We start from the raw sequence: 25,649 nt of genomic DNA, 5'->3' as shown, positions 1-25,649 counted from the left end.
TATGCGCATTCTTCCGATTCCTTATCCAGATGAGCTCATCTACAGCGTCATAGCTCGATATGGCGTTCACTTTGGCAGAACAAGTCCAAAAGCGGTATTGGATGACATTTTCAGCGACCGAAAAATAATCGCTACCATAGACTTGCCTAACCAGTTGAGTAAAATTTCCAACCAGCTACCAGCCCTTACTGACTTTTCTGAAATTAATCTTGCCTACAAACACACGTTATTTCCCATTTATGCACCCTTCACCTTAGAATCACGTAAGCATAAATGCTTAAAGTTATTGTCGAGTCGATCTCAAGGCTCAGCTCATTTAATGCTTGGCATCTCCGCGTCAAGAGTGAATAAAAACATCAAATTAAAATACTGTCCGCAGTGTATTGATGAACAGTTACAGCAATATGGTGAGTACTATTGGAAACGAAGTTGGCAAGTTACAGGAGCTGAATGCTGTCTTGAGCATGGCATGCTTATCGACTCTGATATCTCTATAAATACTAACCACAGACACGAATATGTTGCTGCGTCCCCCGTACATTGTTTGATGAGGCCACAGGCTAAAGCAACACAAGAGGCCAAGACTGTTACAACCCAGGTGAATAGATTATTGCAACAGTTACCAATATGTTCACCAACGTTCACACAATGGTCTTTGTTTTATAAGCAGATGGCGAATAACAATGGTTATGCTAAGGGGGTATACCATGTAAAACACGATGAAATTAAGCAATTAATACTTAATCGTTGGTCTCATTACTGGCTTAAAAAACATGGGCTAGAACTCAATAATAAAGATACCTGCTGGCTTAAAGCCATCTTTAGGAAACACCGTAAATCATTTAGTTATCTAGAACATATTGTCGTACTTAGTTCATTTTATGATCCAGATTCAAATAATAAATGGGACATATGCGAAGTAATAAATAAAATAAGCAACTTACCATGTGCCACGACTAAGCCCGATGAAGAAAATAAAAATAACATTGATATTGAAACACTCAAAGATCATCAAAACAGTTGGAAAGCCTTAGTGTCTAAATGGGGCGTGAAAGCGTCTAGGCATAAAGAAAATGGCGGCGCACTATATGCGTACCTCTACCGTAACGATAAAGCTTGGTTACTAAAGCTTAATAAATCCTATCATCTACCACACAAGACTGTTAATAATCGCGTTAATTGGCGTAAACGTGATCGCCAACTTTGTAAGCAATTAATAACTAAGAGTAAAATAATAGAATTACAGTTGGAACATCCACAGCTGACAAGGGGTTGGTATTTAACTCAACTGCCATCACCTTCCAACATTGAAAAGCATCTGGATAAGTTGCCTTTATGTAATAGTTTTTTTCAACGCTATTGTGAAAAAACAGATGATTATCAAATCCGCCGGATAACTCGCTCAATTCAAATATTGCGAACCGAACTAATCAATACTTCGAGATGGCGTGTATTACGAAAAGCGGGATTAAGCGAAGAAAGGCTAACCAGCCTAGCTCGTCATTTTTTAGATCATGTAATCGGAGATATCATTGAGTGAATAACTTACATATAGACGGATTTGAAGATAATACGGAGATACATGGCTTCGGGAGCTTTTTCAAACATAATAACGCAGCACGATGGAATATCAATTTAAGTGTTTCACCTAATCAAACTAAACAATTTACGTCTTTATCACAAGCGCCAATATTAACCCGTAAACGTATTATTAACGCAACAAATGACATTTATAAAAAAGGTTATTTACGTAATATAGAGATTGAAAATGCCCAAATATGGAAAACATGTAAGATCGCTGATTGCCCTATATTAAACAATAAGAATAAGTCTGAAAATGAACAGTTTTGCTTCAAGTTTACAACTAACTCAGGAATGACGGTCTACCTCCCTCAGTTTGAGCTTGCACGCGTATTATTTTTTCGTGATGGCTATTTATCTAGAACTGCGATGAATTCAACTGAACTGAGTATTGAGTTTGATATAGACCATAATAGTGATGATGACTCAGTCATTGTTAATGTTCTTGATAGCACAAGTTATTGTATTGAACATTTTAACAATGAAGCAGCAAGGTCTACTCTCAGCTGGGTCCTTCTCGATCCCAACGCTCGAACCTCATATGAGAGCATCCATCGTTATTATCGCAAGAATGTATATTTAAAAAATAATTACGAACATTGGTTTTTTCAATTTGATCAACCTAATTTAGACGGCGCTAAACTACAAATTAAAGGTTTATATAACGACAGTGATGATATCTTTTTTGTTAACGAAATAACGTCGATTACCAATTTAAGACATTCGCTATCTCAGCCAATAATATTCACTCACAGTAACTTTACAGAGTTAGATCCCACCGTAGAGTCCAAAAACTATACCAAAGAACAAAAGATTGCCGACAAGTATGCTTTATACGACAATCTAACACCAAACTCTGATACAACTCATCGTATGGTCAGTGCACCATCAACGATGATTGGATTTGCGACACCAATAAATACAAGAAAAGAACCTAAAAAAAGACAAACGCTCTCTACAGTTTCCTTTGACGATCAAAGCAAGGATGATAATAGTGATATAATCAGTCATATCGGTACTGAAGAAGGCTCTAATACCGGTACTATATTACGTGCAGAATGGGATACGACTGTAAACACCCAAGACGATGAACGTGTATATGAAAATAAATTTTCACTATTTTTCCAAATGATTTCATTTCTCGAGAACAACTTTGATTGCCAAGTTATATCTAAAAATATAACCAAGCTCCCTATTATCGAAAAACATAAAAAGCACTTATTACAGAGCACAGCTGAACCGCGCTGTATTGCTGTCATTGAAATCGCGATAGGTACTAAGGTTTATCATATTCTTGAAGTTGATACTTCCGATTCAGCAAAACCGCTTGCTACAAAAGTTGTAAACTTCCAATCTAATATCGACCTCGAAGCAGAACTGAATGACATCAAGGAGCGGTTAGTCAAAAAATCACTTCTTTGGCCACAAGAAAGATTAAATTTACTCTCTGGTAATCGGCAAGTCAGTGCCTCACACCCACAGAAGATTAATTACTGTGAAAACATAGATGAAGCGACATTACATAGGTGGTCTGCTCGTGTGTTCAGCAAGTTCATTGATTAATATAAATCCATATTCAGAGCTTAATTTATCAGTCAAAAAATTTTCATTAGAATAATACCGGTCAAGTTAGTTAACTCCTGATACGGTTGACTCCATTGCTGAATATCAAGCATTCTGAATTGAACATCTTTGTTCTAGTCCTATACAACAAAATATCTCAATGAGCCAGGTATCACCAAATAGTTAGCTAAAATTAGTCTCATACAGTAAAATACCGTAAAATTTCGCAATATCTAAATAGATATAGCCCCCTTATTAATAAGAGTTTTTCAAATGCTAACAGGCAAAATTCGTAATCAGATCGACCAAGTTTGGGAAATGTTTTGGACTGGTGGTGTCGCCAACCCGATCTCGGTGATCGAGCAGATCTCCTACCTACTATTTATTCGTCGTTTAGATGAACTACAAAAGACTGCTGAGCGTCGAAGCCAAGCAACAGGTCTGCCGTTAAACAACACCACGTTTTCGCCTGATGAACAAGCCCTACGCTGGAGCAGCTTTAAAGATAAAGATCCAGACGTGATGATGGAAATCGTCCGCGACCGTGTATTCCCAAAGATTAAAAACCTACACGATAAAGGTAGCTTTGCAGAGCACATGAAAGATGCAATTTTCATGATCCCATCTTCAAAGTTATTGTCACAGGTCGTGGATTTACTTAGCGCCATCGACATGAACGACAAAGACACCAAAGGTGACCTATACGAATACCTGTTAAGTAAACTGCAACAGTCGGGTGTGAACGGTCAATTTCGAACTCCGCGTAATATCATTCAAATGATGGTTGAGCTCATGCAGCCGAAGGTTGGCGATACCATCTGTGACCCATCATCGGGTACGTGTGGCTTCTTAATGGCGGCACTCGAATATGTGGAACAGCATCATCAGAATGAGATCAACAAGCCAGATAATCGTAAGCACTTTAACAACGAGATGTTTACTGGCTTTGATTTTGATAAAAGCATGCTGCGGATTGGCGCGATGAATATGTTATTGCATGGTATTGAAAATCCATCTGTACATTATCGAGATAGCTTACGCGATCAAGGTGATGATAATATTTCTGAAGCTTACAATCTTATTTTAGCGAACCCGCCGTTCAAAGGCGCTGTCGACTTCGACATTATCTCACCTGACTTACTCAGAGCGTTAGGCAAAACACCGCTCAATAAAAGTGCAGTAGTAAAAACAAAAACTGAACTCGATGAAAATGGTAATGAAATTCAAGTTGATGTTAAGAAAAAAGGCCCAACTGAAAAATCTGAAGTGCTATTTCTAGCGTTAATTTTACGCATGCTGACTGTCGGTGGTCGCGCCGCTGTAATCATCCCTGATGGGGTATTATTTGGCTCAACCAAAGCCCATAAAACTATCCGTAAAAAGATCATTGAAGAACAAAAACTGGAAGCAGTAATTTCACTGCCATCTGGCGTGTTTAAGCCATACGCAGGCGTGAGCACTGCCATTCTAATTTTCACTAAAACCAACAGTGGCGGTACAGACAACGTTTGGTTTTACGACATGCAGGCAGACGGCTACTCACTAGATGATAAGAGAACAAAGCTGTTTAAAGAAGATGAAAAACCAACGCATCAACAAAGTAATATCGCAGACATCATCGCGCGTTTCAATACGTTAACAGACGAAAACGGCCTCTTTAACAACGACAGCCCAGAGCTTAACCGCAACAAGAGCGAACAGAGCTTTATGGTTTCTTTAGCAGACCTAAAAGCCGATGAAGTAATCGAGAAATTGTCTGCTCTTCGTGCCAAAGATAAACAAGCAGCTAAAGACGCGGCAGCTAAAGCAGAAGAAGAGGGTAAAAAACCGAAAGCCTACAAAGATAAGTCCTACTCAACGTTTGTAGGTGAAGATGGTACAGAGTATGTTATTACCCAAGAAAGTGCCTATGACTTAAGCCTCAACCGCTACAAAGAAGTTATATACGAAGAAGTGCAGTACGATGCGCCAAAAGACATTCTAAAACGCATTAAGACATTGCAGGATAAAATGGCGAAGGGTGTTGTTGAGTTAGAAGGGTTACTGAAATGAATTGGCCATTAGTTGAATTAGGCTCAATAGCTAGCTTTATAAATGGCTTTGCATTCAAGCCCGCACACTGGGAAGAAAATGGAAAACCAATTATTCGCATCCAGAATCTAACCGATCCTTCTAAACCATTTAATTATTCTTCAATGGACATTCCTGAAAAGTACCATGTAGTCAGTGGTGACTTGCTTGTTTCTTGGTCTGCAACCTTGGATGTTTTTGAGTGGCATAGAGAAGATGCACTCTTAAATCAGCATATTTTTAAAGTTGAACCTGACTATAAAAAAGTAAATAAAGATTACTTGCGATACGCTTTGAGAGATGCAATCTCAGCAATGCTTAAATTTACTCGTGGTTCAACCATGAAACACGTCAATAGAGGGGATTTTTTGGGTACAAAAATCCCACTCCCTCCACTAGAAACCCAAAAGAAAATTGCAGCGGTGTTAGAAAAAGCTGACCAACTGCGAAAAAACTGCCGGCAAGTGGAGCAAGAGCTAAACAGCCTCGCTCAGTCAGTGTTTATTGATATGTTTGGAGAGCCGATAACTAATCCGAAAGAGTGGGATATTAAAACTCTTGATGATGTTTGCACTGACATATACAGGTATCCGACGTTTTATGGGTTTGATTATGTCGATGAAGGCATACCTGTAGTTAAGATAGGAAATATTACGAAAGATGGATATGTCGGAGATGACCTTTCAAAATATGACTTTATGCCTGAATCTATTTCAAAAGAGTACCCTCGAACAATTTTAAAGCTTGGTGATATTGTTATGGCTGTTAGAGGGGACGGCTCTACAGGTAAGAGAATCGGTTTAGTTGAATCTGAAAATGTCGTTAATGGGAATATAAGTCCTAACCTCATCATGTATAGAGCTAACCGACATAAAGTAGATCCTATCTTTTTATACTACTTTCTGACTTCAAATGGAGGACAGAAAAAAATAGAAAAATACATATCAAAAACGGCCAAAAAGACCATCACAGGTAAAGATATTAAGAAAATTGAAATCTACTGTCCGCCAATAGAGCTTCAAAAAAGATTTAGAGCTGTATATCAAGAGACGCGAAATCTACTCAAAGGCTCAACAAAAATCAAAGATTATGATGAGCTATTCAGTTCTTTGATGTTAAAAGCCTTTAAAGGCGACTTAAACCTATAGCGAATATCAATAGCTCATACCTAATAATAAGAATGATGATGTAAAAAGGAAGTCAAATGTCAGATACGGTGAACGGTTCAACTAGCAATTTCGACTTTATGGATGTCGCCATTAAAGGCGCGAATGCTACCAGTAAGTTGCACGATAACGATGTGTATTCAACTCGTTGTGCGGAAATTCAAACTCGTGCGAAAAACGCTGAAAGCAACATCAAAACCGACCCACGCATTGCAGGATTTTACGCTCGTAATGCCTTGGAGTTGATGGTTGAAACCGTATTTGACATCGACAACTGGCTGACTCGCCCCCGCCATGATGCCACTTTAATGTCGCTGATTCATGACAAGAGTTTTAAACAAAACCTGACTACAAATCTGTTCCCTAAGCTCAAGCTAGTTATCCAAGTGGGTAACGAAGCGGTACACAGTAAAACAACACTGCCACAACGTGATTCCCTGCAAGCGGTAAAAGAGCTCCACCATGTATTGTATTGGTTTGTTCGCACATATACGCCAAACCTTGATCGTAACAAGTTTATCGTTCAACCCTTCGATGAATCATTAATACCGCAGCAAGTGGTGATTACGAAAGCCGTTGCAACAAAAGCACTTAGTAGCTTGAAGCGTGTCAAAGAGCTTGAAAAGCAATTAGAACAAGGCGACAAAGTAGAGCGTGAGACATATCAGCAGCAGCTTAAAGAAAACGCAGCGTTAAAAGCGGCTAACCAAGCATTACTAGAACAGATTGCACAAGCTAAACAAAGTGCAGAGAAAACGTCAGACACGCATGATTACAACGAAGCAGAAACCCGTACTTATCTCATTGATGTACTACTGCATGAAGCTGGTTGGAAATTAGCGCATAAACGTGACCGAGAATACCCTGTATCAGGTATGCCGATTTCTAAAGCTAATCCAAAAGGTAACGGCTTTGTCGATTACGTATTGTGGGGCGATGACGGCACAGCACTGGCTGTGGTGGAAGCAAAACGCACCCATCGCCGCGCGGAAGATGGCCAACAACAAGCAAAACTTTATGCTGATTGTTTAGAAAAACAATGCGGTGTGCGCCCTGTTATCTTCTACACCAATGGCTATGATACGCACTTATGGGATGATCATTTTTATCCACCGCGTCAAGTTCAGGGCTTTTACACCCAAGCCGAGCTTGAGCTGATGGTTAAACGTCGAATCGAGCGTAAGCCCTTTTTCGACAACGCCATGCCTAACAGTAATCTTGTTATTAATAACGAGATCACCAACCGCCACTATCAAAAATCAGCCATCACTAAGTTATTACAAGACTTTGAGTTAGAACATGAACGCAAGGGATTGTTTGTCATGGCGACGGGCACAGGTAAAACCCGAACCGTGATCAGCCTTGTTGATTTGTTGGTGAAAAATGATTGGGTTAAGAACGTCCTGTTCCTTGCCGATCGTAATGCGCTACTCACCCAAGCCAAGAAGAACTTCGTTAAGCTGTTACCCCGCGTGAGTTGCTCTATTTTAAATTCAGGTCAAAGCAAGAGCAACATCGACAGTCGCTTGTATTTCTCGACTTACCCTACTATGAAGAATCTACTGGATCGCGGTACTGATGAACGCCCGTTTGGTGTGGGTCATTTTGACTTAATCATCGTCGATGAAGCACATAGATCTATTTATTCCAAGTATCGTCAGATTTTCGAATACTTTGATGGTTTCTTAGTAGGGCTAACAGCTACACCAAAAGACGAAGTTGAAAAAGATACTTATGGTATTTTTGATCTACAAAAAGGCATGCCAACTTACGCTTACGAAGACAGCAGTGCATACGCTGAAGAATATCTAGTACCACCAACCAAAATTTCAGTCGCAACTAAGTTCTTGCGTGAAGGTGTAAAGTACAAAGAGTTGTCTAACGAAGAACAAGATGAGTGGGAAAACAAAGCTGAACTAGAAGACCGTGATGAAGTATTGCCATCTGAAGTCAATAAATTTCTGTTTAATGAAGATACCGCAGAGAAGATGTTTGCTCAGTTAATGAGCAAAGATGACCGAGGTGGTATCCATGTTGAAGGTGGCGATGTCATCGGTAAAACCATTATCTTTGCAGCCAATAATGATCATGCGGTTTTCCTTGAGAAAATGTTCAACAAGAACTATCCCAAATGGGCAGGTAAACTTGCACGCGTCATCACCTTCAAAGAAACCTATGCACAAAGTCTAATCGATGAATTCGGTGGTGACGAAAACAAAGTTGACGAGTTCGATCCAAAAAATCCAACTTGCCGCATCGCCATTTCTGTCGATATGTTAGATACCGGTATTGATGTACCCGAAGTAGTTAACTTAGTGTTCTTCAAAGTGATTCGTTCAAAGGTGAAGTTCACCCAAATGATTGGCCGTGGTACACGTTTGTGTAAAGATCTGTTTGGGCCTAATGACGACAAGAAAACCTTTAAAGTATTTGATTACTGCCAGAACTTTGAGTATTTCGATGCCAACCCTGAAGGCTTACCTGTGGGAGTGGCAAAACCTGTTACTCAGCAAGTATTTGAAAAGCGCGTCCTATTGAGCACATTAATCAACAGTAAGCTAAACAATGAAGCGTTTCGAGAGCAACATCCAGAAGATTTTGAGCGATATTCAGAACTAAACCGTTATCAGCTAGACATGTTACATCACCTTGTTAGTGGCATGAATCTCGACAACTTTATCGTAAGACCAAAGCGCCAAGCGGTAGAACCGTTCCTAGAGAGAAAGCATTGGGACAATATTAATGACGCTAAATTTACAGACTTAGAAAACCAAATATCAGCTCTGCCAACCGAAGCAGAAGCATTTAACTCTGATGAACAGCTTAATCATTTATCCCACCGCTTTGATAGCCTCTTGTTAACAATGCAGTTGTCGTTGTTAGAAAAAGGCATGCTTCCGGAAGCGAGTCGTATTCGAGTGATTGAATTTGCTGAGCAGTTAGAAGCTAAATCAACCATTCCAGCCGTACAAGCGCAACTGCAACTGATTCAAGATATTCAGACACAAGCATTTTGGCAGGATATTCATTTAGTTATGCTGGAAGACCTACGCCGTAAATTACGCAACCTAATGTTTGCGTTGGATAAAGACAAAAAAGAGATGGTGTACACCAACTTTGAAGACGAAGTTCAAGGTGTTCACGATGTCACAGCAGTATACAGCAACCCAGCTGTTGATTTAGCCCAATATCGTAAGAAAATCGAGCTGTACATCAAAGACCATCAAGACCAGTTAACGATACAAAAACTAAAACGCAATAAATCCATCACACAAACCGACTTAGATGTCCTAGAAGGCTTACTGCTAGACGCAAGCGGCATGAGTAATGTCGACGCTTACCGCGATAAAATATTACAAGAGAAGCCTTTAGGTGCATTTATCCGTGAGCTAGTCGGTTTAGATATGAATGCAGCAAAAGAAGCATTTAGCAGTTTCCTTGATAATGAATCTTACAACGCCGAACAAATCAACTTTGTTGACCAAGTCATCGATTATTTGGTTGATAACGGCATTCTGGAAATGTCACAACTTTTCGATGCACCATTTACCGATAACCACGGCGAAAGCGCCTACGGCTTCTTTGATGAAGGAACAGTTGTTGAACTGTTTAGTGTTATTCGTGAAGTGAATGCGAATGCGGTGGTTGAAGATAATATGAGAGCGTAAATCGAAAATAGAATTAAATTATTCATAATAAAATTATAACAATAACCAGAATTTATATACGTCAATGGCCAATTTGTTCTCGGTTATCTAGTGTAATACTTTTTATAGGACAAATAATGGAAATAAAGTGCTTAGACCCTTTAGGGATTAATGGCTACGAAAGAGAAGCGAACGAAAGGCTTGAAGCTGCTCTACCAAATAACTGGAAAGGTTATTCTTCGTTGGAAATGCGAGGTAGACAAAGTAAAGAGTTTGAAGGCGATCTAATTTTGATTACACACGATCGAATTATAAACGTTGAGCTAAAAAAGTGGTCTGGAAAAATTTTCTCTAACGAAGGAAAGTGGATCGTACAATTTCCAGATGGACGAGAAGAACATCGAAGTAACGGTGTGCGTCAAGCAAGAAGATCTGCTCAAATATTAGCAACTAAATTGAAAGAACGTTTAAATAACCGGTTTGCTCCTTGGGTCGACCATTGTGTTGTCTTGTGCGGAACAGCAACCAAAGATGATCTTCACCCTGATGAGCAAGACTATGTATTCACGCTAGACGAGTTTGCCAAAATCGGCGAGGACAAAGTCTATAAGAAATATTTCAAAGATATCTCATGGATGATAAAGCGAAAAGAGGATGCTCCTAATAAAAACTTAAAACAATGGGACAAAATTTTTTCCAATAATAGTGCAGACTTCAAAGCAAAAAATTACTCTGCTAATAATTATGTATTACAAGGACAGCCTCTATTTCAACATAGAGATGGACTGTATTCTGAGTACCATAGCCAACGCTCTGATAATCATAACTACAAAGCGCTGATGCGCAGGTGGAACTTCACTTCTCCTTGTATCGTTGAACATGCTAGAACACCGGAGCAAAGATCTCTAATTGCACACAGAGAAAGTGATGTACTTGGTTATATCGCAAATCAAGATGAAGAGCTTAAAGATACATATCTTCGACTAGAGTATTTACCTAGCGAACTATCTTCTGATTTTGTTGAATTGTATGAATGGCCGAATAAAAAAGACCGTCTCGATACATTTATTAGAAAGAACAGTACAAAACTTACTGAAGAAAACAGACTCAACCTAATTCAGGCTCTGGTAAGTCGTTTGGCTAGTCTTCATGATATTGATGTGGCGCATCGTGACCTTGGCAACCACAGTATCTGGGTATCGCTCCCAAGTAAGGTCGTGTTGTCTAATTTCCTAACAGCAACCTATCCTGACCCACAAAATAAAACAGTGTCTAATATTCGTAAAATTCTTCAGCACAACCAGATTGCAACACCTGAAGAGTTGTACGATGATTCTGAGGGTACACATTTTACTCGTGATGTATATCTAGCTACTGCTGCATGTCACTATATTGCATTCGGTAAGCCGCCTATAAAAGAAGATGGCATTTACCTCTGGGAACCAATTAAAGATAGTTCGATATGCCAACGACTCGAAAAATGGTTTGAAAGAGGGTTGGAGCTTGAAGCTGCGGCTCGTTTTAAGGACCTTCGAGAGGCTCTTACTGAACTTAATAAACTATTGAATGTAGGTGAGTCTGATGGTGAAGATAAACTAGGCCTATTAGCAAACTACCATTCTTCAAAGAATATCTATGTCGATTTTGGAGGCACCAGTCCAGTAAAGATTGATGGAACATTCAATTTTTTAAAAGCTATCGATGATTCATTTGGTCTGAAAGCTTGGTTTGGGGTGAGTGATGTATCAACTGATGGTGGAGTTAATAGTCAGCTACTGTCATTTTTTAATAGGTTGGACATTAGAAAAAATGCAGATATAAAGTGCCTTCCTAAAATTATTGATTATGGTTTAAACCCACAAATGACCTGCGCCTTTTTCCAATTTGAGTGGATAAAAGGCAGTACCTGGAAACAGTTTGTTGAGTCACAAGCAATTGATGATCCTACGTTAAAGATCAAGCAGTTGCTATCGTCACTAATTGAGTTACATTCGGCAAGCATCCATCATGGTGATATCCACCCAGAAAATATAATTATCAACGACAATGGTTTAGTATTTATAGACATTATCGAGCTGGATGAAAGTAAATATACGCCTACTTATTCTCCTGATAACCATGAAAATATTTCTAAGGCAAACATAGACCGTTACGCTACTGTGAAGATAATTAGTGAATTGTCAGTTGCAAAACAGCTAACTCATTTAGGCAAATATGTAAATCAACTACTTGAACTTCCTGAAATATCAAGCCAAGAAATTATAAAACTGCATGATGAGTTAGAGGGCATCGTTAGTCCTCCTCCTCTCAAGTTGGTAAATATTTTTAAGATTTTTCATAAAAAACTTAAAATCAGACAGGGCAAGCTTTTGTCTGATGATGGTAAATATTACCTAGATTTAGAAATAAACAAAGGCAAAGATGGCGATTTAGTTTCTGTTCGAATTACAGGCGTGAAACATCGCTTGGGCATACTGATTCATCCAGAAAAGAAATTTATTGTTTCAGCCAATTTTGATGAGATTAGACATAACGATTTCATCAAAAACAAGAAAAGATCAATCCTAGAGCTAAGTGGAGAGATTCATTTTTGCAGTTCTGAGAGTGAAGCCTCTGAAGCGTTTTTTGATGAAATACTTGAAAGTCCGGTATACCAAGAACTTTGCAAAGGCGTTGAAAGCTCGGAGGGAAGTAACTCTAACCAAGGGACACTTGCGTTAACCAATATAAAAACCTCCAAAGTAACGGACGCAAGAGACGTTTGGAAAGCACTTGTTGAAACCGAGCACGAAAGTAACCCAAGAGTTGAAATATCTACAGACCCGCGAATTCAAGGTGATAAGTATACATTCCAATATACTAGTGAAGGCGCATCTTTAGACTTTAACCTTAATACAGAACGTGTTTTTGTATATGCAGAAAGGCATGGAGAGCTTCGAAGAATAGGAATTGTCGTTGATATTGGTCCAAATTCGATGGCAATAAACATCAGGGGTAAAGCGAGAATTGAGCTAGGTGATACCTTGGTTCTTGAAGGTGCACTGACGGCATCATCATTAAATAAAAGGAAGTTAGCGACGGAAAATCTGGTAAATAACAGAAGTGTTATCAGTAATATTGCAGATTACTTTTCCCCAGGAGTAGCCGTTAAACCAACTGAGCAAGCAGAGCCAACTGATGCTGAGTTAGACTCGTATACCGAGTTAGGTTGTGATGAAAACGTGATCTTTAAGCTAAATGAACAGCAGAGAGAAGCCTTCAAAGGCTTGTATAAATATGGTCCAGTAAGCTTGCTTCAAGGTCCCCCAGGTACGGGTAAAACGGCATTTATTGGCTCTTTCATCCATTACTGTATTTCTAATGGGGCTAGAAGGGTACTCTTAGTCAGTCAATCTCATGAAGCTGTCAATAATGCAACAGAGAAAGTGAGGTCACTATTTGGGAGAAATGATACTGAAATAGATATTGTTCGCCTTGGTGATCAGCATGTACTTTCAGAGCAACTTGATGATGTGGGAGAGAAGGCGCTTCAAGAGCATTATAGAGATAGGTTTAAAGCTGAATATGAGGAGCGTATTACGAGGGTTGCTCGAGAATTAGGTATTAATGAAGAGTTTACGAAAATTGCTACTGAATTTGAGAGGTCATTTGGTAAGCAACTAGATCGTATTATTTCTCGTATGAAGGATAAAGACAGTATTACGTCAAACGCATTGACGAAGCAAATTGAAGTGTTCGATGAAAAGTTACCTGAATTCTTTTCTCGTAAAGTAGGAATGGAACTGAACCTTGACAGTATTGAGCTCAATTGTTATCGAGAATTTATTTATTCGGCGTTAGCTAGACACTATGAAATTTTTTCGGGTGACTTGGTGTCAAAGTTTAAGAACATCATTTCTATATCAAATGAGTGGCTTAGTGTTATGGCTTCAAGTCAGTCTCAATTCCAAAACTTTCTATCAAAGACTCGGACTTTAGTATGTGGCACTTGTGTTGGTATAGGACGTAATCATTATGGAATCCAAGAGAACATTTACGATTTAGTTGTTATTGATGAAGCTGCTAGATCACCAGCAAGTGAACTTGCAATAGCAATGCAGGTAGGACGTAAGGTTCTTTTAGTTGGTGACCATAAGCAACTCCCCCCCCTGTTTGATGAAGAGCATATAAATGCAGCCAAAAGAATTTTACCAACAGTTAGTACTGATGAGTTTAAGCGTAGTGATTTTGAAAGAGCATTCGTTTCCAGCTATGGGAAAACTGTAGGGCGATTTTTAAAAATTCAATACCGAATGATACCGGCTGTAGGAAACCTAGTATCAGAATGTTTTTACTCTGAAGAAGGTGGTTTAGAGACCGGTAGAGGGGTAACGAAAAAAGCTTATCTAGAATTGTTTGAAGATACTTGTACACCAGTGACTTGGATTGATACTAGTAAAGCTAAGAGAAACTCTTTTGAATCTAAACCAACCGCTAAAAATGCAAATCAGAAAAGTTATGTTAATAGATACGAAGCTGAAATTATATTAGAGCTTCTAAGTAATCTCATAGCACATAAAAACGCGGAAGCTCTCCTTGTGGAAGATGATGATCCGAAAATCGGCATTATTTGTATGTATGGAGAACAAGTTAGGTATCTAATTCGTAAAATCAATGGCGTTGCATGGGCTCGAACATTACTAGAAAAAGGGATCATAAAGGTAGACACGATCGATAGTTACCAAGGTAAAGAGAACGATATTGTTATTGTTTCTCTAGTCAGAAGTAACTCTAGGGGCAGTCAAGGCTATGTTTCTTCAGAGAATCGAGCAAACGTAGCACTTTCTCGTGCTAAGGAAGCACTGTTCATAATTGGTAATTCGGATATGTGGCAAAATAACAATGAAGGCTCAGCATTTGGTCGAGTATACAAGTATATTTCTGAGCACAGTGATAAAGAATACTCGATTGTAAATTCTCAATCACTGGAGGCAAAAAAATGAAGATCCAATTAAGTAAGGTTTGCTTTGGCTTACCAACAAAGTCTTTTTTTATGGACTACACCGTTAGTAAGAAACGCGAGTTACCAGTTGTTAAAGAGTTTGTGATAAGACTCATTTATTCATTGTCTTCCACAAGTTTGGAGACTATTCAGGATTACTTTGGTCTAACGAGTAAAGAAATGTTGGCGATTGTTGATGATTTACAAGAAGAGAACCTAGTTGAATGGGAAGGTGGGAAAATAAAACTTACTTACTATGCGATGAGTAAGTTTACAGAAGAAGATGGGAATCTGAGGCCTACTTTTTTTGAAGTAACTGATGAAGTCTCTCCTGTTGAATTTGAATTGTACAGTTTTCAAATGCTGTCTACTGATGTGAAACGCTCTGGCTCTCAAGATTTTAGTATTTCACTCAACTTACCAGATGAATGCTATCGTAATCTATTGAATAAAGCGCAAAGTGCTTTTGATTCAAATTTTAATTTGTTTAGAGAGCTTGTATTGAAAGAAGATGTTTTTTCAGAAATAAAAGAACTTTATAAAATAAATCAAGTATCAGACCGATACGATTCAACACTTCCTCTAGAGGTTGAATATTTTGTGGATACTGATTCACCCAACATTTTAAAAATGGAATATGTTTCAAATACTGTTGATGAATGGGATGAAGAAAAAGCAATGTTCTCACTTATGGACTCGACGATTGAAGTTGATTCCATGAAGGATCAGCATAATAGTTTTAACGAATACCTTGAGGCATCAAATGATCCTCTTATAATTCAGTACTGGGATGACAACACTAGAACATTCAATATTAAAGCTTTAGTAAATCATTATGAAAATGGCTTAACAAAACTAAATGACGATACATTTATGCTACTTGGTAACTTTTATACCGAGAGTAATAGAGACATTATAACGGGGCGACTTAAAGCTATATTTGAAGATAAACCAGAGAACTCTGGTTTGATTTGGCTTACTAATACTGAATCTAAAACGTGGGGGAAAACAACTGATTTAAGTAAATTGGTAGATGAAGTTTATACCCTCTTCGATAAAAGAAAGAAAACATCAAAAGTTGTTTTAGGCATGGCTTGTGAGAGTTATCAAGAGTCGATTACTCTAAGGAATAATTTTTGGAAGCTATCAACTGCTGACTTCATGGACTTACCAGCTAAATTTGGTGGAGAAGATGCCGAGTTTATGATTATTCCAGGTATAATGGTTGCAAGTTTGTTTCATGTACAACTAGATGATCAACGTGATATTTCATTTCCTGTAGGTTATGTGAGCTTTGAACCTAAGTTTATTTCCGAAGTTTCTAGCAAACTTCTGGATTGGACGACCCTCCAACCTAAATATAATGATTTTTTTGAAAAGAAAGGTGTGAAGGAAGATCAAACGGTCAAAAACAAGTGTTTCATACCGATACTTAATCAATCTATTAAATGATAACAATTCACCTTGTTTAACAACATTTTTTATTTTGAGGGCAGCTTAATAACTGGCTAATGAATAGATAAAATGATTAGACCCTTAAATGTTCATATTTGTTTGATCATTTTTACATTATGATAAAAATGATCAAACTAAAAATTCAGGAACCTTATGATTGAACACTTTTGACTAAGTAAACGAACAATTTACTGTTCGCCGTCATTCATAGTGTTTTTAAAGACATTTATAGTGATGAAATATCAAAATAAAGTACAGAGTCTGCACATCCGCCCCTGTCCCGATATTCCGCCTTAATCTCATAAGTGATTTTTACTTTGATGTAACATCACACTTTTAATCGCTTTTATTTGACCAAGCAATTTAGAACTACACTCACGAGATTTCGTGTATTGACACTCTAGGTGTTCTTTTAATTCAGGTAATGATTCATACAAGCGCATGTATTCTTCCGACTCGGCAATGCTTGTCAGTAAGTCGACTTCGCATCGCCTTAACCTCTCTTCGAGCGGATTATTAGCTTTTTCATCATTCTTACTATTCGCTCTATTGGTTCTTAGCCCAACTTGATAAAACAACTCTGTTTTATTGTAACAGTGCTCTTTTACGTTATCCGAAGTCTGCTTTGACAACATACCTAACTTTTGCAATCTTAGAATCTGTCTATAAACAATTTTACGTGCTTCATTTTGATCTATACCACTACAGACCTTAGCCAAATAAGCATCTCTCATTTGGCTAACGGTAAAATGATCCAATTCATCATTGATTAGAACTGAATATATTAGCGGTGTAACTTTCAAGGCTTTTTTTGACATTATAGTTTGACCTAATATTTTAGATAATACTTCACAACAATAAATGCGGATTATAATCCGTTGTTTTTATCGTTACAAGCGTGGATAGTCTTTCATTTTTAGAACGATTAAAAATGAAAGACTTAGCTATTAGTGTTGGATTAAAGATCAAAGCAAAACGAAAGGAAATGGGCGTATCTCAGGATAAGCTCGCCTTATTAGCGGATATTGATCGTTCTTACGTAGGGCGTATAGAGCGTGGTGAAGTAAACATTACTCTAGAGAAATTATATGAAATTGCAGACGTTTTAGAATGTGACGCTAAATATTTACTGCCTTAACCTTATGAACATGCCAAATCTTTCGTTTTAGTATACAACTTTATTACTCAATAAATTTAGCGTATTCCTAGTAACCTAAGCTTAGTATACTACTTTATTATTTATAGCTTTGTTTTCTGAGCTGTAATACCTGCGTTCAGAGCTAATTTGGTATACATCTTTATTACTCGAGCACATAACATGACATAACTTGAAGATCACCGAATACCTAGCCCCAATTGTTGAGCGATCAGCATTGGGGCTTTTTGTTGTGGGCTAAACAGATTTGCAATTTGCAATTTCCGATTCCTAAAATGCAAATAGTTTTGCAAATATTCGCTCTTCATCACACAATGGAATCAAGAATAAAACAAAAACACAACAAAACAACCCTTTAAATACAACTAAAAAAACCAACCTATATCACACCTTATTAACATGGCTCACTTTATGCTTATCTCTTAATATCAAGGAGTACAGCATGAAATACTTATTTTTTTCTATGTAATTATAACGCTAACGGCCTGTCAGAATACCCTGCAGGAAAATAATACGCTTGCCGACCCTGTCATAATGACAGACCCGGTCGTAGTACATAGCTATCAACTACCTATCTTCCCCGATGGGGCTAATGTGATAACAAGCTATCAGCAGAATCAAAGCCAAACTGAAGATATGTGGTTTTGGTCCGAGCTAGAAAACAGCACATACCAGAAAAATGAAAATTTAATCGTTCAAATAATCAGTGGCAATCCAATAAAGCAACCACCCGCGTTTTTTGCGTTTCAAATACCAACTGATCAAGCACAAAATAAATATAACGCTTTAGGCCCTTACCAGCTTTGGACAAAAACATTTTCCAACGGGGACTCCTGTACCTACACACGGCAATACTCACGTAAAGACAATGAATGGTTATCAATATTTATCCATTATTGCACTCCCGATAACTCAGCAGGAAATTCTACAGACAATTCCGCGTGGCTAAATAACTTAAAACCTAGTTTTTACTTCAAGAGGCTATAAATGAATAAATCCAAACTATATAACGTACTAAAGTGGATCGTTATCGGCTCAATCTTATGTGTACTAATCCTACTGTCAGCGATTGAAGTGACTAGCGAAACCCACCTTTGGCTATCCGTAGGGGCGATTCTATTAGTACTTTTAGGCAGTAAATCGAGTGACAAGAAACTGCTTCATCTACTCGTACTGATCACCGGTGCTTTTATTCCCCTGCGTTATATCGGCTGGCGATATTCAGATACGCTGCCGTGGGAAAGCAGTTTTGATTTACCCTTTGCGATGCTATTACTGGTCACCGAATGTTACGGAATCACTATTTACCTACTCGGTATGTTTGTTAATGTCCGTCAAAAAAATAGACAAATAACACCAATTAATACAGCCCTTGCACTGCCAACTGTAGATGTCTTTATTCCAACTTATGATGAATCTATTCGGGTGCTCGCACCAACGATTTCAGCGGCAATGCAACTAGAATACCCAGGTCAGGTAAAAATATGGGTGCTAGATGATGGCGGCACTGCACAAAAAATTCAACAGGAAGATGGAAAGGCTGCAAGAGCTGCGCAACAACGAGCCAGCAGTATACAAGATCTCTGTTTAAAATTAGGCGCGAACTACCTAACTCGTCCAAAAAATGAACATGCTAAAGCAGGTAATATCAATCATGCCCTTGAGTATACGAGTAGCGAACTCATTTTGATTTTAGATGCTGATCATGTCCCTTCAAATGACTTCTTGCTCAATACCATCGGCATGTTTCAGCAACAAGCCAACTTAGGTTTTGTGCAAACACCACACTTTTTCTCCACCCCTGGTCCCGTAGAACGAAATTTAGGTATCGATGAACAAGTCGCACCAGAGAATGAAATGTTTTATAACCGTATCCTTTCTGGCATGGACTTTTGGAACGCCAGTTTTTTTTGTGGCTCGGCAGCCGTCATTAGAAGACAAGCTTTGTTAGAAGTTGGTGGTATATCGACTCGTACAATTACTGAAGATGCTGATACCGCGCTGGATATTCACGCTCGCGGTTGGGATAGCGCTTACCTAAACAAAGCCATGATCGCTGGTTTATCACCTGATACTTTCGGTGCGTATGTCACTCAACGTTCACGTTGGGGTCAAGGTATGGTGCAAATTTTTCTGCTTAATAATCCTATCTTTAAAAAGGGCTTAAGCTGGCCTCAAAAACTATGTTATTTGAATTCAACCTTATTCTGGCTATTTCCTTTATTTCGTGTTTCTTACTTAATTGCGCCTTTATGTTATCTGTTATTTAATTTACAAATTTTTGTCGGTAATGGTAACGACTTCCTCATCTTTGCCGTGCCTCATTTAGCTATTAGCATACTCATAAATCAGCACTTATTTGGTAAAACACGTAATACTCTGTTTTCAGAATTCTACGAAACAGTGTTATCGCTATATCTATTTTTACCCACCCTATCAGTTATTATCAACCCTAAAAAGCCCAGCTTTACGGTTACACCTAAAGGTGAAACAACCAATCAGACCCACTTTTCACCTTTAACGCCAGTTCTTCTTGTCCTGCTCGCAATCATCATCGTTGCTGAAATATGGGGTATACACCGTATTTACAACTACCCTGTCGAGCAAGGTCAACTAACCGTGGTGGTGATATTTAACACTCTCAATTTATTACTTTGTATGGTGAGCTTAGGTGCAATGCTCGAAAAAGTGCAACGCCGCTCTGAGCCGCGTGTACCTTGCCATATTCCAGCACTAGTCAAATTTGATGGCCATGAACTGACTGCCAAAATTTGTAACGCCTCGGTGCATGGCCTCCAGCTGCAGCTAAATTCAACACAAAATTTACCTATTAAAGATCAGCAGCTTAATCTCATTTATTATATTGATATTAATCATGCTGCCGCCAATGGAAAACCTAAGTACCAAGCGCACGCCACCAACATCCAATTCAGAAGTGGTCATGAACAAGGTGAAATGCAAACGATTAACTGTCAATTAGTTGATAGCAATGAAGAAAATCTAAATTCTTTTACACAAATAATTTATTCTCGTAGCGAACCTTGGCAGCGCCAACGTCAGCTTGAAGAGCAACGCAGCAAAAGCATTTTAATGTCTATCGCGCATTTCTTCCAACTGGCATTTAGTAGTGCATCACAGGCTTTAAACAACGTGCTAACAACTAAGATAAAAACCTCTACCACCGTGGTTAACTCAACTAAACAGGATACTTACCAATGAAAAATTTCATACTCATTCTGCTTGGTTTTATTTTATCTTTCACTGTCTTTGCTGAAACAAAAACCACTAAATCAACAACAGTAAAAGTGCCATTAACCTATATTATGCCCGCTGAAAGAACGGCTAAACTGCAAGGTCAATGGGACAAATTAACGCTTCCTTTGATTATTTTAGAGAATCAAAACGTCGAAAAAATGCGCCTTTACCTTACCCTAAGTCATTCAGAACACGTCACAAACTCGACTGTTTGGTTACACTTAAATAACAGTCCACTAGCCAATATTAAGTTACCACCTAAAAAGGGAACGCAACAAATTACCGTGAATCTTACGCCAGAACTACTTACACAAACGAACAACCAATTGACCATCGCTGTGCATCATCAATTACCTAGCTCAATTGATGACGCCCGACAAAATAAAGAAATATCCACCGAGATCATCGCCAAGCAATCGTTTTATGAATTAAGCTATAGAAAAAATAATACCCAGCCAACATTAGCCAACTTTATGCATTTAATTCAAAGTGGCCAAGCCAATGCAAAGGCGATTAATCTTGATAGCTTATTCACTACAAATAGTGACACTTCATTGTCCATTGCCAGTTTATTAGTACAAGGCTGGACACTGCGCAGTGGCTCAGATAAATATAAATTTAACTATCAATCGAGCTACAACAAATTAAAACACATTAAAAACAATCAGTTAAAAAGTAAGACACAGCTTATCTATGGCACCAAAGCACAGTTAAAAAACCATACCGGGTTACCAAATAAATTAATCAACGCCATAACTGGGCCATTTATTGCGACTTCGCCATATCAAAGCAACAATAACGTGTTGGTGATTTCGGGCATCAATGAAAGTGACGTTAAGGTTGCAGCCCAATACTTTGCCACGGCAAATAATTTGTTACCCAAACAAGCCCATTTTTTAGTGACTAATCTACCGACTAAGATCAGTAATAAGGTGGTAAACGAACATCAATATCATCTCAATTCATTAACCTCACAACAAGAATTTGGTCCAGAGCCATTAGTCGTACCGCTTATTATGCCGGCTAATTTTATCGTCAATCAAGGCGAAATAGCGCAATTAAACTTGCAGTTAACACACCCTAAAGTGACACCTGGTGAAGCTGAAATGGTGTTACGTGTTAATGGAGAACGCATTAATAGTATGCCACTTCGTGCAAGTTACTGGCGAACAACCCAGCACTACCGCCTCACCTTTCCGATGGCGACACTAAAAGCGGGTATGAATCATATAAACATCGCCGTAACAGGGCTGAATAATACCGCTAACCTAACTCAGCAATTAGAGTACAGTCCGTATATCTTATCTTTATCCCCGACATCGACACTTAAGCTCGGCGCTTGGGTTCGCTACCAATTAGGCAATTCACACCAAGTCAATGCCAATGAATTACTTATCATCACGAACGATGATGGCAGTAATGCTCAATTAAGTTTAAATTATCCGACAACATCAGGGTTTACCGAAATTTGGCAGCTAATTAGCGCTATCACCCATCAAGCTCGCCAATCTATGCCCGCGCTTTTATTAACCACAAACAGTAAACAAACAAGACCTGTAAACCTGATATTCAATCTGACTAACCAACCGACAATAACGCCAACAACTAATACTCAAGTCGAGCGTAATATAGTTGATAGATTACGTACATATCTACTCAATATGATGCAACAACCTCATCATGAAACAAACCAAGACAATAACGCCAATGCTCGAGTACTTTATAAGTCACCTCAAACTATTGATAGGGGCACGCCAAAGATATTCGCCTCAACAGTACGAGAACATGATACAGGCGAACTAAAAGTATATTTTCAAGCGGATGGAAATACGCAAATGACCAATAAAATCGCAGATTTTCTGGCATCTGAATCAATCAATAAAAACGCTGTAAATAGTGCACTAATAATGCCTGAACCATCCAGCTTCCGTGATGAATTACAGCTTCTCCGCGCAGGGTTAATCAGCCACCCATACTTTATGCCGCTATTAATATTGTGCCTAATATTACCCCTAGGTTTGCTTTTTCAACAGCGATTAGGAGCACGAAAATGAGATGCTTCAAGCTACTCTTAATCAGTCTAATTTTCACTGCTCAAGCCAGTGCCAATATAACAGTACAGGGCTGTAATATATTGCAATACTCAAGCTCATGGGACATGTTCAAACAGCAGTTCATTACGCCAGATGGTCGTGTTGTGGATAATGGCAATGCCAATATAAGTCACAGTGAAGGCCAAGGTTATGGGTTGTTGTTAGCTGATTTTTTTGGGGACCATCAGTCTTTTAAAAAGATATGGAACTGGACTGAAAGTAATCTACAACGAACTGATAACGCATTGTTTTATTGGAAGTGGCAAGCAAATCAACCACACATTCCCGATCGAAATAATGCCAGTGATGGGGATATTCTCATCGCTTGGGCATTATTAAAAGCAGACCGAAGCTGGCCAGGTAATAACTATCTACAAATAGCACAAAAGATAATTGATGAATTAGCAAGCAACCACATTATTAAACTCGATAATGAATATGCGCTTTTACCAGCCAAAATAGGTTTTCAGCATAACAAATCAACCGTCATAAACCCTGCTTATTGGGTATATCCCGCATTGGACGATTTTGTTCAACAAGGCAAGATATGGGCTGCATTAAGTAAAAGCGGTCGCGATATCCTCAGCAAGAATCAATTTGGTCAATATCAATTACCATCAGACTGGTTGGAATTTAATGGTACAGACTGGCTTCCGGCAAAACAATTTCCATCGCGATTTAGCTACTCTAGCTACCGAATTCCACTATACCTCATCTGGGCAGGGTACCAGCATCCAATCAATGGTTATTACCAGCAATGGTTACAACAGAATAATACCGCTTGGGTAGACATAAACAATAATAGCATGGCAGATCATGCGCCACCGACCTCTGCTTATGCGATTGCAACGCTAGTGAAAATGAATCAATCAGAGATTAAAAATCGTAACACACTGCCCTTACCGAAATTACAAGACGACTATTACTCAGCAAGTTTAACTTTATTTACCCATATTGCTTTCCATGAGAGGTTCTGCAAATGAAATTTCTATATCTCGTATTACTCATCACGCTTCCAAGCCAAGCTGCTGAAGACGCTAATATTGAACTATTAAACAACCATATTACAGTCGAAGTAACATCGCACAATACCACCAATTTTGATGAGTCTAAAATATGGGGGATCCTCGATAACGCAGGGGCTGATGCTGCTCGAACAGCAGGTAAGGGCCACCCATTATCAGACAAATTAAACAATGAAATTAACTACCAAATTAATCTCTCTGCACTAACCAAAGCGCTAAAGACAAAAAACACACCAGCTGCAAAAACACTGCTTAGCAGTAACCCCCAATGGCGTAGTTGCCAAAGAATTCAATGGTTATGGCTAAGTTTACAAAACGAAATTGCCACAGGTTACGGTCCTAAAGCACAACAAGAATATCGCTATATTCAACAAAACTGTCCCGTTCATGCACTAAGTACAACACAAAAAGTGATGGCTTGGACCTCAAATTCAGCATGGCCAAACATACTCACTGAATACAAAAAAAGCACTGGCTATGACGCGCAGAGCTACGCGAAACTAAGCTACCAAGTACAGCTAGCAACGCTATCAAATAACCCGAATAACAAAAACACCGTTGCCAAGACTGTCACATTGAAAAAGGACTCCAAAGGCGCAGAGTTACTAGCTTGGCAGTATCTAAACGAAAAGAATTATACCGCATCATTATCTTGGTTTAATCAAGCCAGTCAGTGGGCAGGAAAAAATAGCCAAAAACTAATTGAAGGTAAATTATTGAGTCTATCTGGGCTAGAGCGGCATCAAGAGTTTGACCAACTACAAAAACAATGGATTAAAAAATATCCCACTCTAACCCAATTAGCAGCCAACCCGCAGGCCGATGCTTTAACTAAAACATGCCAATCACAGCCTACAAATTGCTTGATGCTACTGAGTGAAATAAACGAGTTAACCCCACAACAACATATATTAGCAGGTTGGCAGTGGTATAAACTACAACGTCCTTTAACAGCTAAACGCAGTTTTGAGCATGCCCTTAAAGCGCTTTCTGAAGATACAGATGATTATCAACAAGCTAAATATGGTTATTCATTAGCATTAAATAAAGCTGGGTTTAAGCAATATTCGCAGCAACTGGCAAGTAAGTTAACCTATCAAACACATCAGGTTGCGGCATCAAAACAAACAATGTCAGAGCATGTTTCAGCGGCGTTTGAGAAAAAGAACTATCAATATGTCATTGATAACGCAGCTTTGTATGAGAAAAAGTTTGGTCCAGATGTATGGCTCACTGAAATAAAAGGCTGGTCTTATCACAATCAAAAGAAAAGCACTAAAGCTATCGAAACGTTTCAGAGTTTAGCCAACGCTTACCCTTATGAGACAAAATTTAAAGATGCGTTAAAAGTAGCAAAATGCGCTAGGAGTAAATTAAGTTCATCATGTAATTAGTCTGCCCAAATTGGCATCCTAGACTTATCATTGCATCATCTGTCAGTGATAAGTCTATCAAGTTAGCTCTCGTATTAATTCTTCACAAGGTTTGTTCCCCCCCCTTATTCTAGTCATGTTAAGAACACCACGAGTTCACGTAATTATGACTTACTTCTCTTTCAATATCAGTCATAATCTTGCACTATAGATTAGAAACAGTGAGCAATAGCATGACTCAGAAAACGAAGTTGAAAATGTAGCTGAGCGCTTAACTGAAATTT

At 38.6% G+C, this 25,649-nt stretch carries 13 protein-coding genes; 12 read left to right on the top strand and 1 reads right to left on the bottom strand.

What is annotated here, in order from left to right:
- Position 1 precedes the first annotated feature (1 nt).
- The 7 genes from FR932_RS02615 (at position 2) to FR932_RS02585 (ending at position 16,460) form a co-directional block, all read left to right on the top strand.
- Positions 2-1,540, top strand: coding sequence for a TnsD family Tn7-like transposition protein (locus FR932_RS02615; protein WP_019441330.1), 1,539 nt, complete (start codon positions 2-4; stop codon positions 1,538-1,540).
- Positions 1,537-3,144: a Tn7-like element transposition protein TnsE gene (locus tag FR932_RS02610; RefSeq protein ID WP_019441329.1), complete on the top strand. Its 1,608-nt coding sequence runs from the start codon at positions 1,537-1,539 to the stop codon at positions 3,142-3,144. Before FR932_RS02615 ends, FR932_RS02610 begins: the two co-directional genes overlap by 4 nt.
- A 273-nt stretch (positions 3,145-3,417) precedes the next feature.
- Positions 3,418-5,196: a type I restriction-modification system subunit M gene (locus tag FR932_RS02605; RefSeq protein ID WP_019441328.1), complete on the top strand. Its 1,779-nt coding sequence runs from the start codon at positions 3,418-3,420 to the stop codon at positions 5,194-5,196.
- The gene (locus FR932_RS02600; RefSeq protein ID WP_019441327.1) at positions 5,193-6,362 is read left to right on the top strand and encodes a restriction endonuclease subunit S; all 1,170 of its coding nucleotides are present in this window, start codon (positions 5,193-5,195) and stop codon (positions 6,360-6,362) included. The genes FR932_RS02605 and FR932_RS02600 overlap by 4 nt, the downstream gene beginning before the upstream one ends.
- 56 nt (positions 6,363-6,418) lie before the next feature.
- Positions 6,419-10,048 (top strand): DEAD/DEAH box helicase family protein, encoded by a 3,630-nt coding sequence (locus FR932_RS02595; RefSeq protein WP_019441326.1) that lies wholly within the window; start codon positions 6,419-6,421, stop codon positions 10,046-10,048.
- A gap of 116 nt (positions 10,049-10,164) precedes the next feature.
- Positions 10,165-15,009 carry an AAA domain-containing protein gene (locus FR932_RS02590; RefSeq protein WP_019441325.1) on the top strand — a complete coding sequence of 1,615 codons (4,845 nt, stop codon included), beginning with the start codon at positions 10,165-10,167 and terminating at the stop codon, positions 15,007-15,009.
- Entirely contained in the window at positions 15,006-16,460 is a 1,455-nt protein-coding gene (locus FR932_RS02585; protein WP_019441324.1) for a hypothetical protein, read from the top strand. The genes FR932_RS02590 and FR932_RS02585 overlap by 4 nt, the downstream gene beginning before the upstream one ends.
- Positions 16,461-16,762: 302 nt before the next feature.
- Here FR932_RS02585 and FR932_RS02580 read toward each other — a convergent pair whose 3' ends face one another.
- Positions 16,763-17,281: a hypothetical protein gene (locus FR932_RS02580; RefSeq protein WP_019441323.1), complete on the bottom strand. Its 519-nt coding sequence runs from the start codon at positions 17,279-17,281 to the stop codon at positions 16,763-16,765.
- 113 nt (positions 17,282-17,394) lie between these two features.
- Here FR932_RS02580 and FR932_RS02575 point away from each other — a divergent pair, with 113 nt between their 5' ends.
- From FR932_RS02575 to FR932_RS02550, 5 genes are all read left to right on the top strand, one after another.
- Complete coding sequence (locus FR932_RS02575) at positions 17,395-17,601, top strand: helix-turn-helix domain-containing protein (protein ID WP_019441322.1); 207 nt, start codon at positions 17,395-17,397, stop codon at positions 17,599-17,601.
- A gap of 1,005 nt (positions 17,602-18,606) precedes the next feature.
- Positions 18,607-20,838, top strand: coding sequence for a UDP-forming cellulose synthase catalytic subunit (gene bcsA / locus FR932_RS02565; protein WP_019441320.1), 2,232 nt, complete (start codon positions 18,607-18,609; stop codon positions 20,836-20,838).
- Positions 20,835-22,928: a cellulose biosynthesis cyclic di-GMP-binding regulatory protein BcsB gene (locus tag FR932_RS02560; protein ID WP_019441319.1), complete on the top strand. Its 2,094-nt coding sequence runs from the start codon at positions 20,835-20,837 to the stop codon at positions 22,926-22,928. Before bcsA ends, FR932_RS02560 begins: the two co-directional genes overlap by 4 nt.
- Positions 22,925-23,950, top strand: coding sequence for a family 8 glycosyl hydrolase (locus tag FR932_RS02555; RefSeq protein ID WP_019441318.1), 1,026 nt, complete (start codon positions 22,925-22,927; stop codon positions 23,948-23,950). The genes FR932_RS02560 and FR932_RS02555 overlap by 4 nt, the downstream gene beginning before the upstream one ends.
- On the top strand, positions 23,947-25,386 hold the full coding sequence (locus FR932_RS02550) for a hypothetical protein (protein WP_019441317.1): 1,440 nt from the start codon (positions 23,947-23,949) through the stop codon (positions 25,384-25,386). The genes FR932_RS02555 and FR932_RS02550 overlap by 4 nt, the downstream gene beginning before the upstream one ends.
- Positions 25,387-25,649 lie beyond the last annotated feature (263 nt).

It is taken from the genome of Moritella marina ATCC 15381, assembly GCF_008931805.1.
GTDB lineage: Bacteria > Pseudomonadota > Gammaproteobacteria > Enterobacterales > Moritellaceae > Moritella > Moritella marina.
The sequence above is the reverse complement of the archived record's forward strand: the minus strand, read 5'-3'. Positions and strand labels throughout refer to the sequence as shown.

Excerpts from the sequence above, each read along its gene's own strand:
- FR932_RS02615 (WP_019441330.1), top strand. The coding sequence starts at position 2 with ATGCGCATTCTTCCGATTCCTTATCCAGATGAGCTCATCTACAGCGTC.
- FR932_RS02605 (WP_019441328.1), top strand. The coding sequence starts at position 3,418 with ATGCTAACAGGCAAAATTCGTAATCAGATCGACCAAGTTTGGGAAATG.
- FR932_RS02600 (WP_019441327.1), top strand. The coding sequence starts at position 5,193 with ATGAATTGGCCATTAGTTGAATTAGGCTCAATAGCTAGCTTTATAAAT.
- FR932_RS02595 (WP_019441326.1), top strand. The coding sequence starts at position 6,419 with ATGTCAGATACGGTGAACGGTTCAACTAGCAATTTCGACTTTATGGAT.
- FR932_RS02590 (WP_019441325.1), top strand. The coding sequence starts at position 10,165 with ATGGAAATAAAGTGCTTAGACCCTTTAGGGATTAATGGCTACGAAAGA.
- FR932_RS02585 (WP_019441324.1), top strand. The coding sequence starts at position 15,006 with ATGAAGATCCAATTAAGTAAGGTTTGCTTTGGCTTACCAACAAAGTCT.
- FR932_RS02580 (WP_019441323.1), bottom strand. The coding sequence starts at position 17,281 with ATGTCAAAAAAAGCCTTGAAAGTTACACCGCTAATATATTCAGTTCTA.
- FR932_RS02575 (WP_019441322.1), top strand. The coding sequence starts at position 17,395 with ATGAAAGACTTAGCTATTAGTGTTGGATTAAAGATCAAAGCAAAACGA.
- bcsA (WP_019441320.1), top strand. The coding sequence starts at position 18,607 with ATGAATAAATCCAAACTATATAACGTACTAAAGTGGATCGTTATCGGC.
- FR932_RS02560 (WP_019441319.1), top strand. The coding sequence starts at position 20,835 with ATGAAAAATTTCATACTCATTCTGCTTGGTTTTATTTTATCTTTCACT.
- FR932_RS02555 (WP_019441318.1), top strand. The coding sequence starts at position 22,925 with ATGAGATGCTTCAAGCTACTCTTAATCAGTCTAATTTTCACTGCTCAA.
- FR932_RS02550 (WP_019441317.1), top strand. The coding sequence starts at position 23,947 with ATGAAATTTCTATATCTCGTATTACTCATCACGCTTCCAAGCCAAGCT.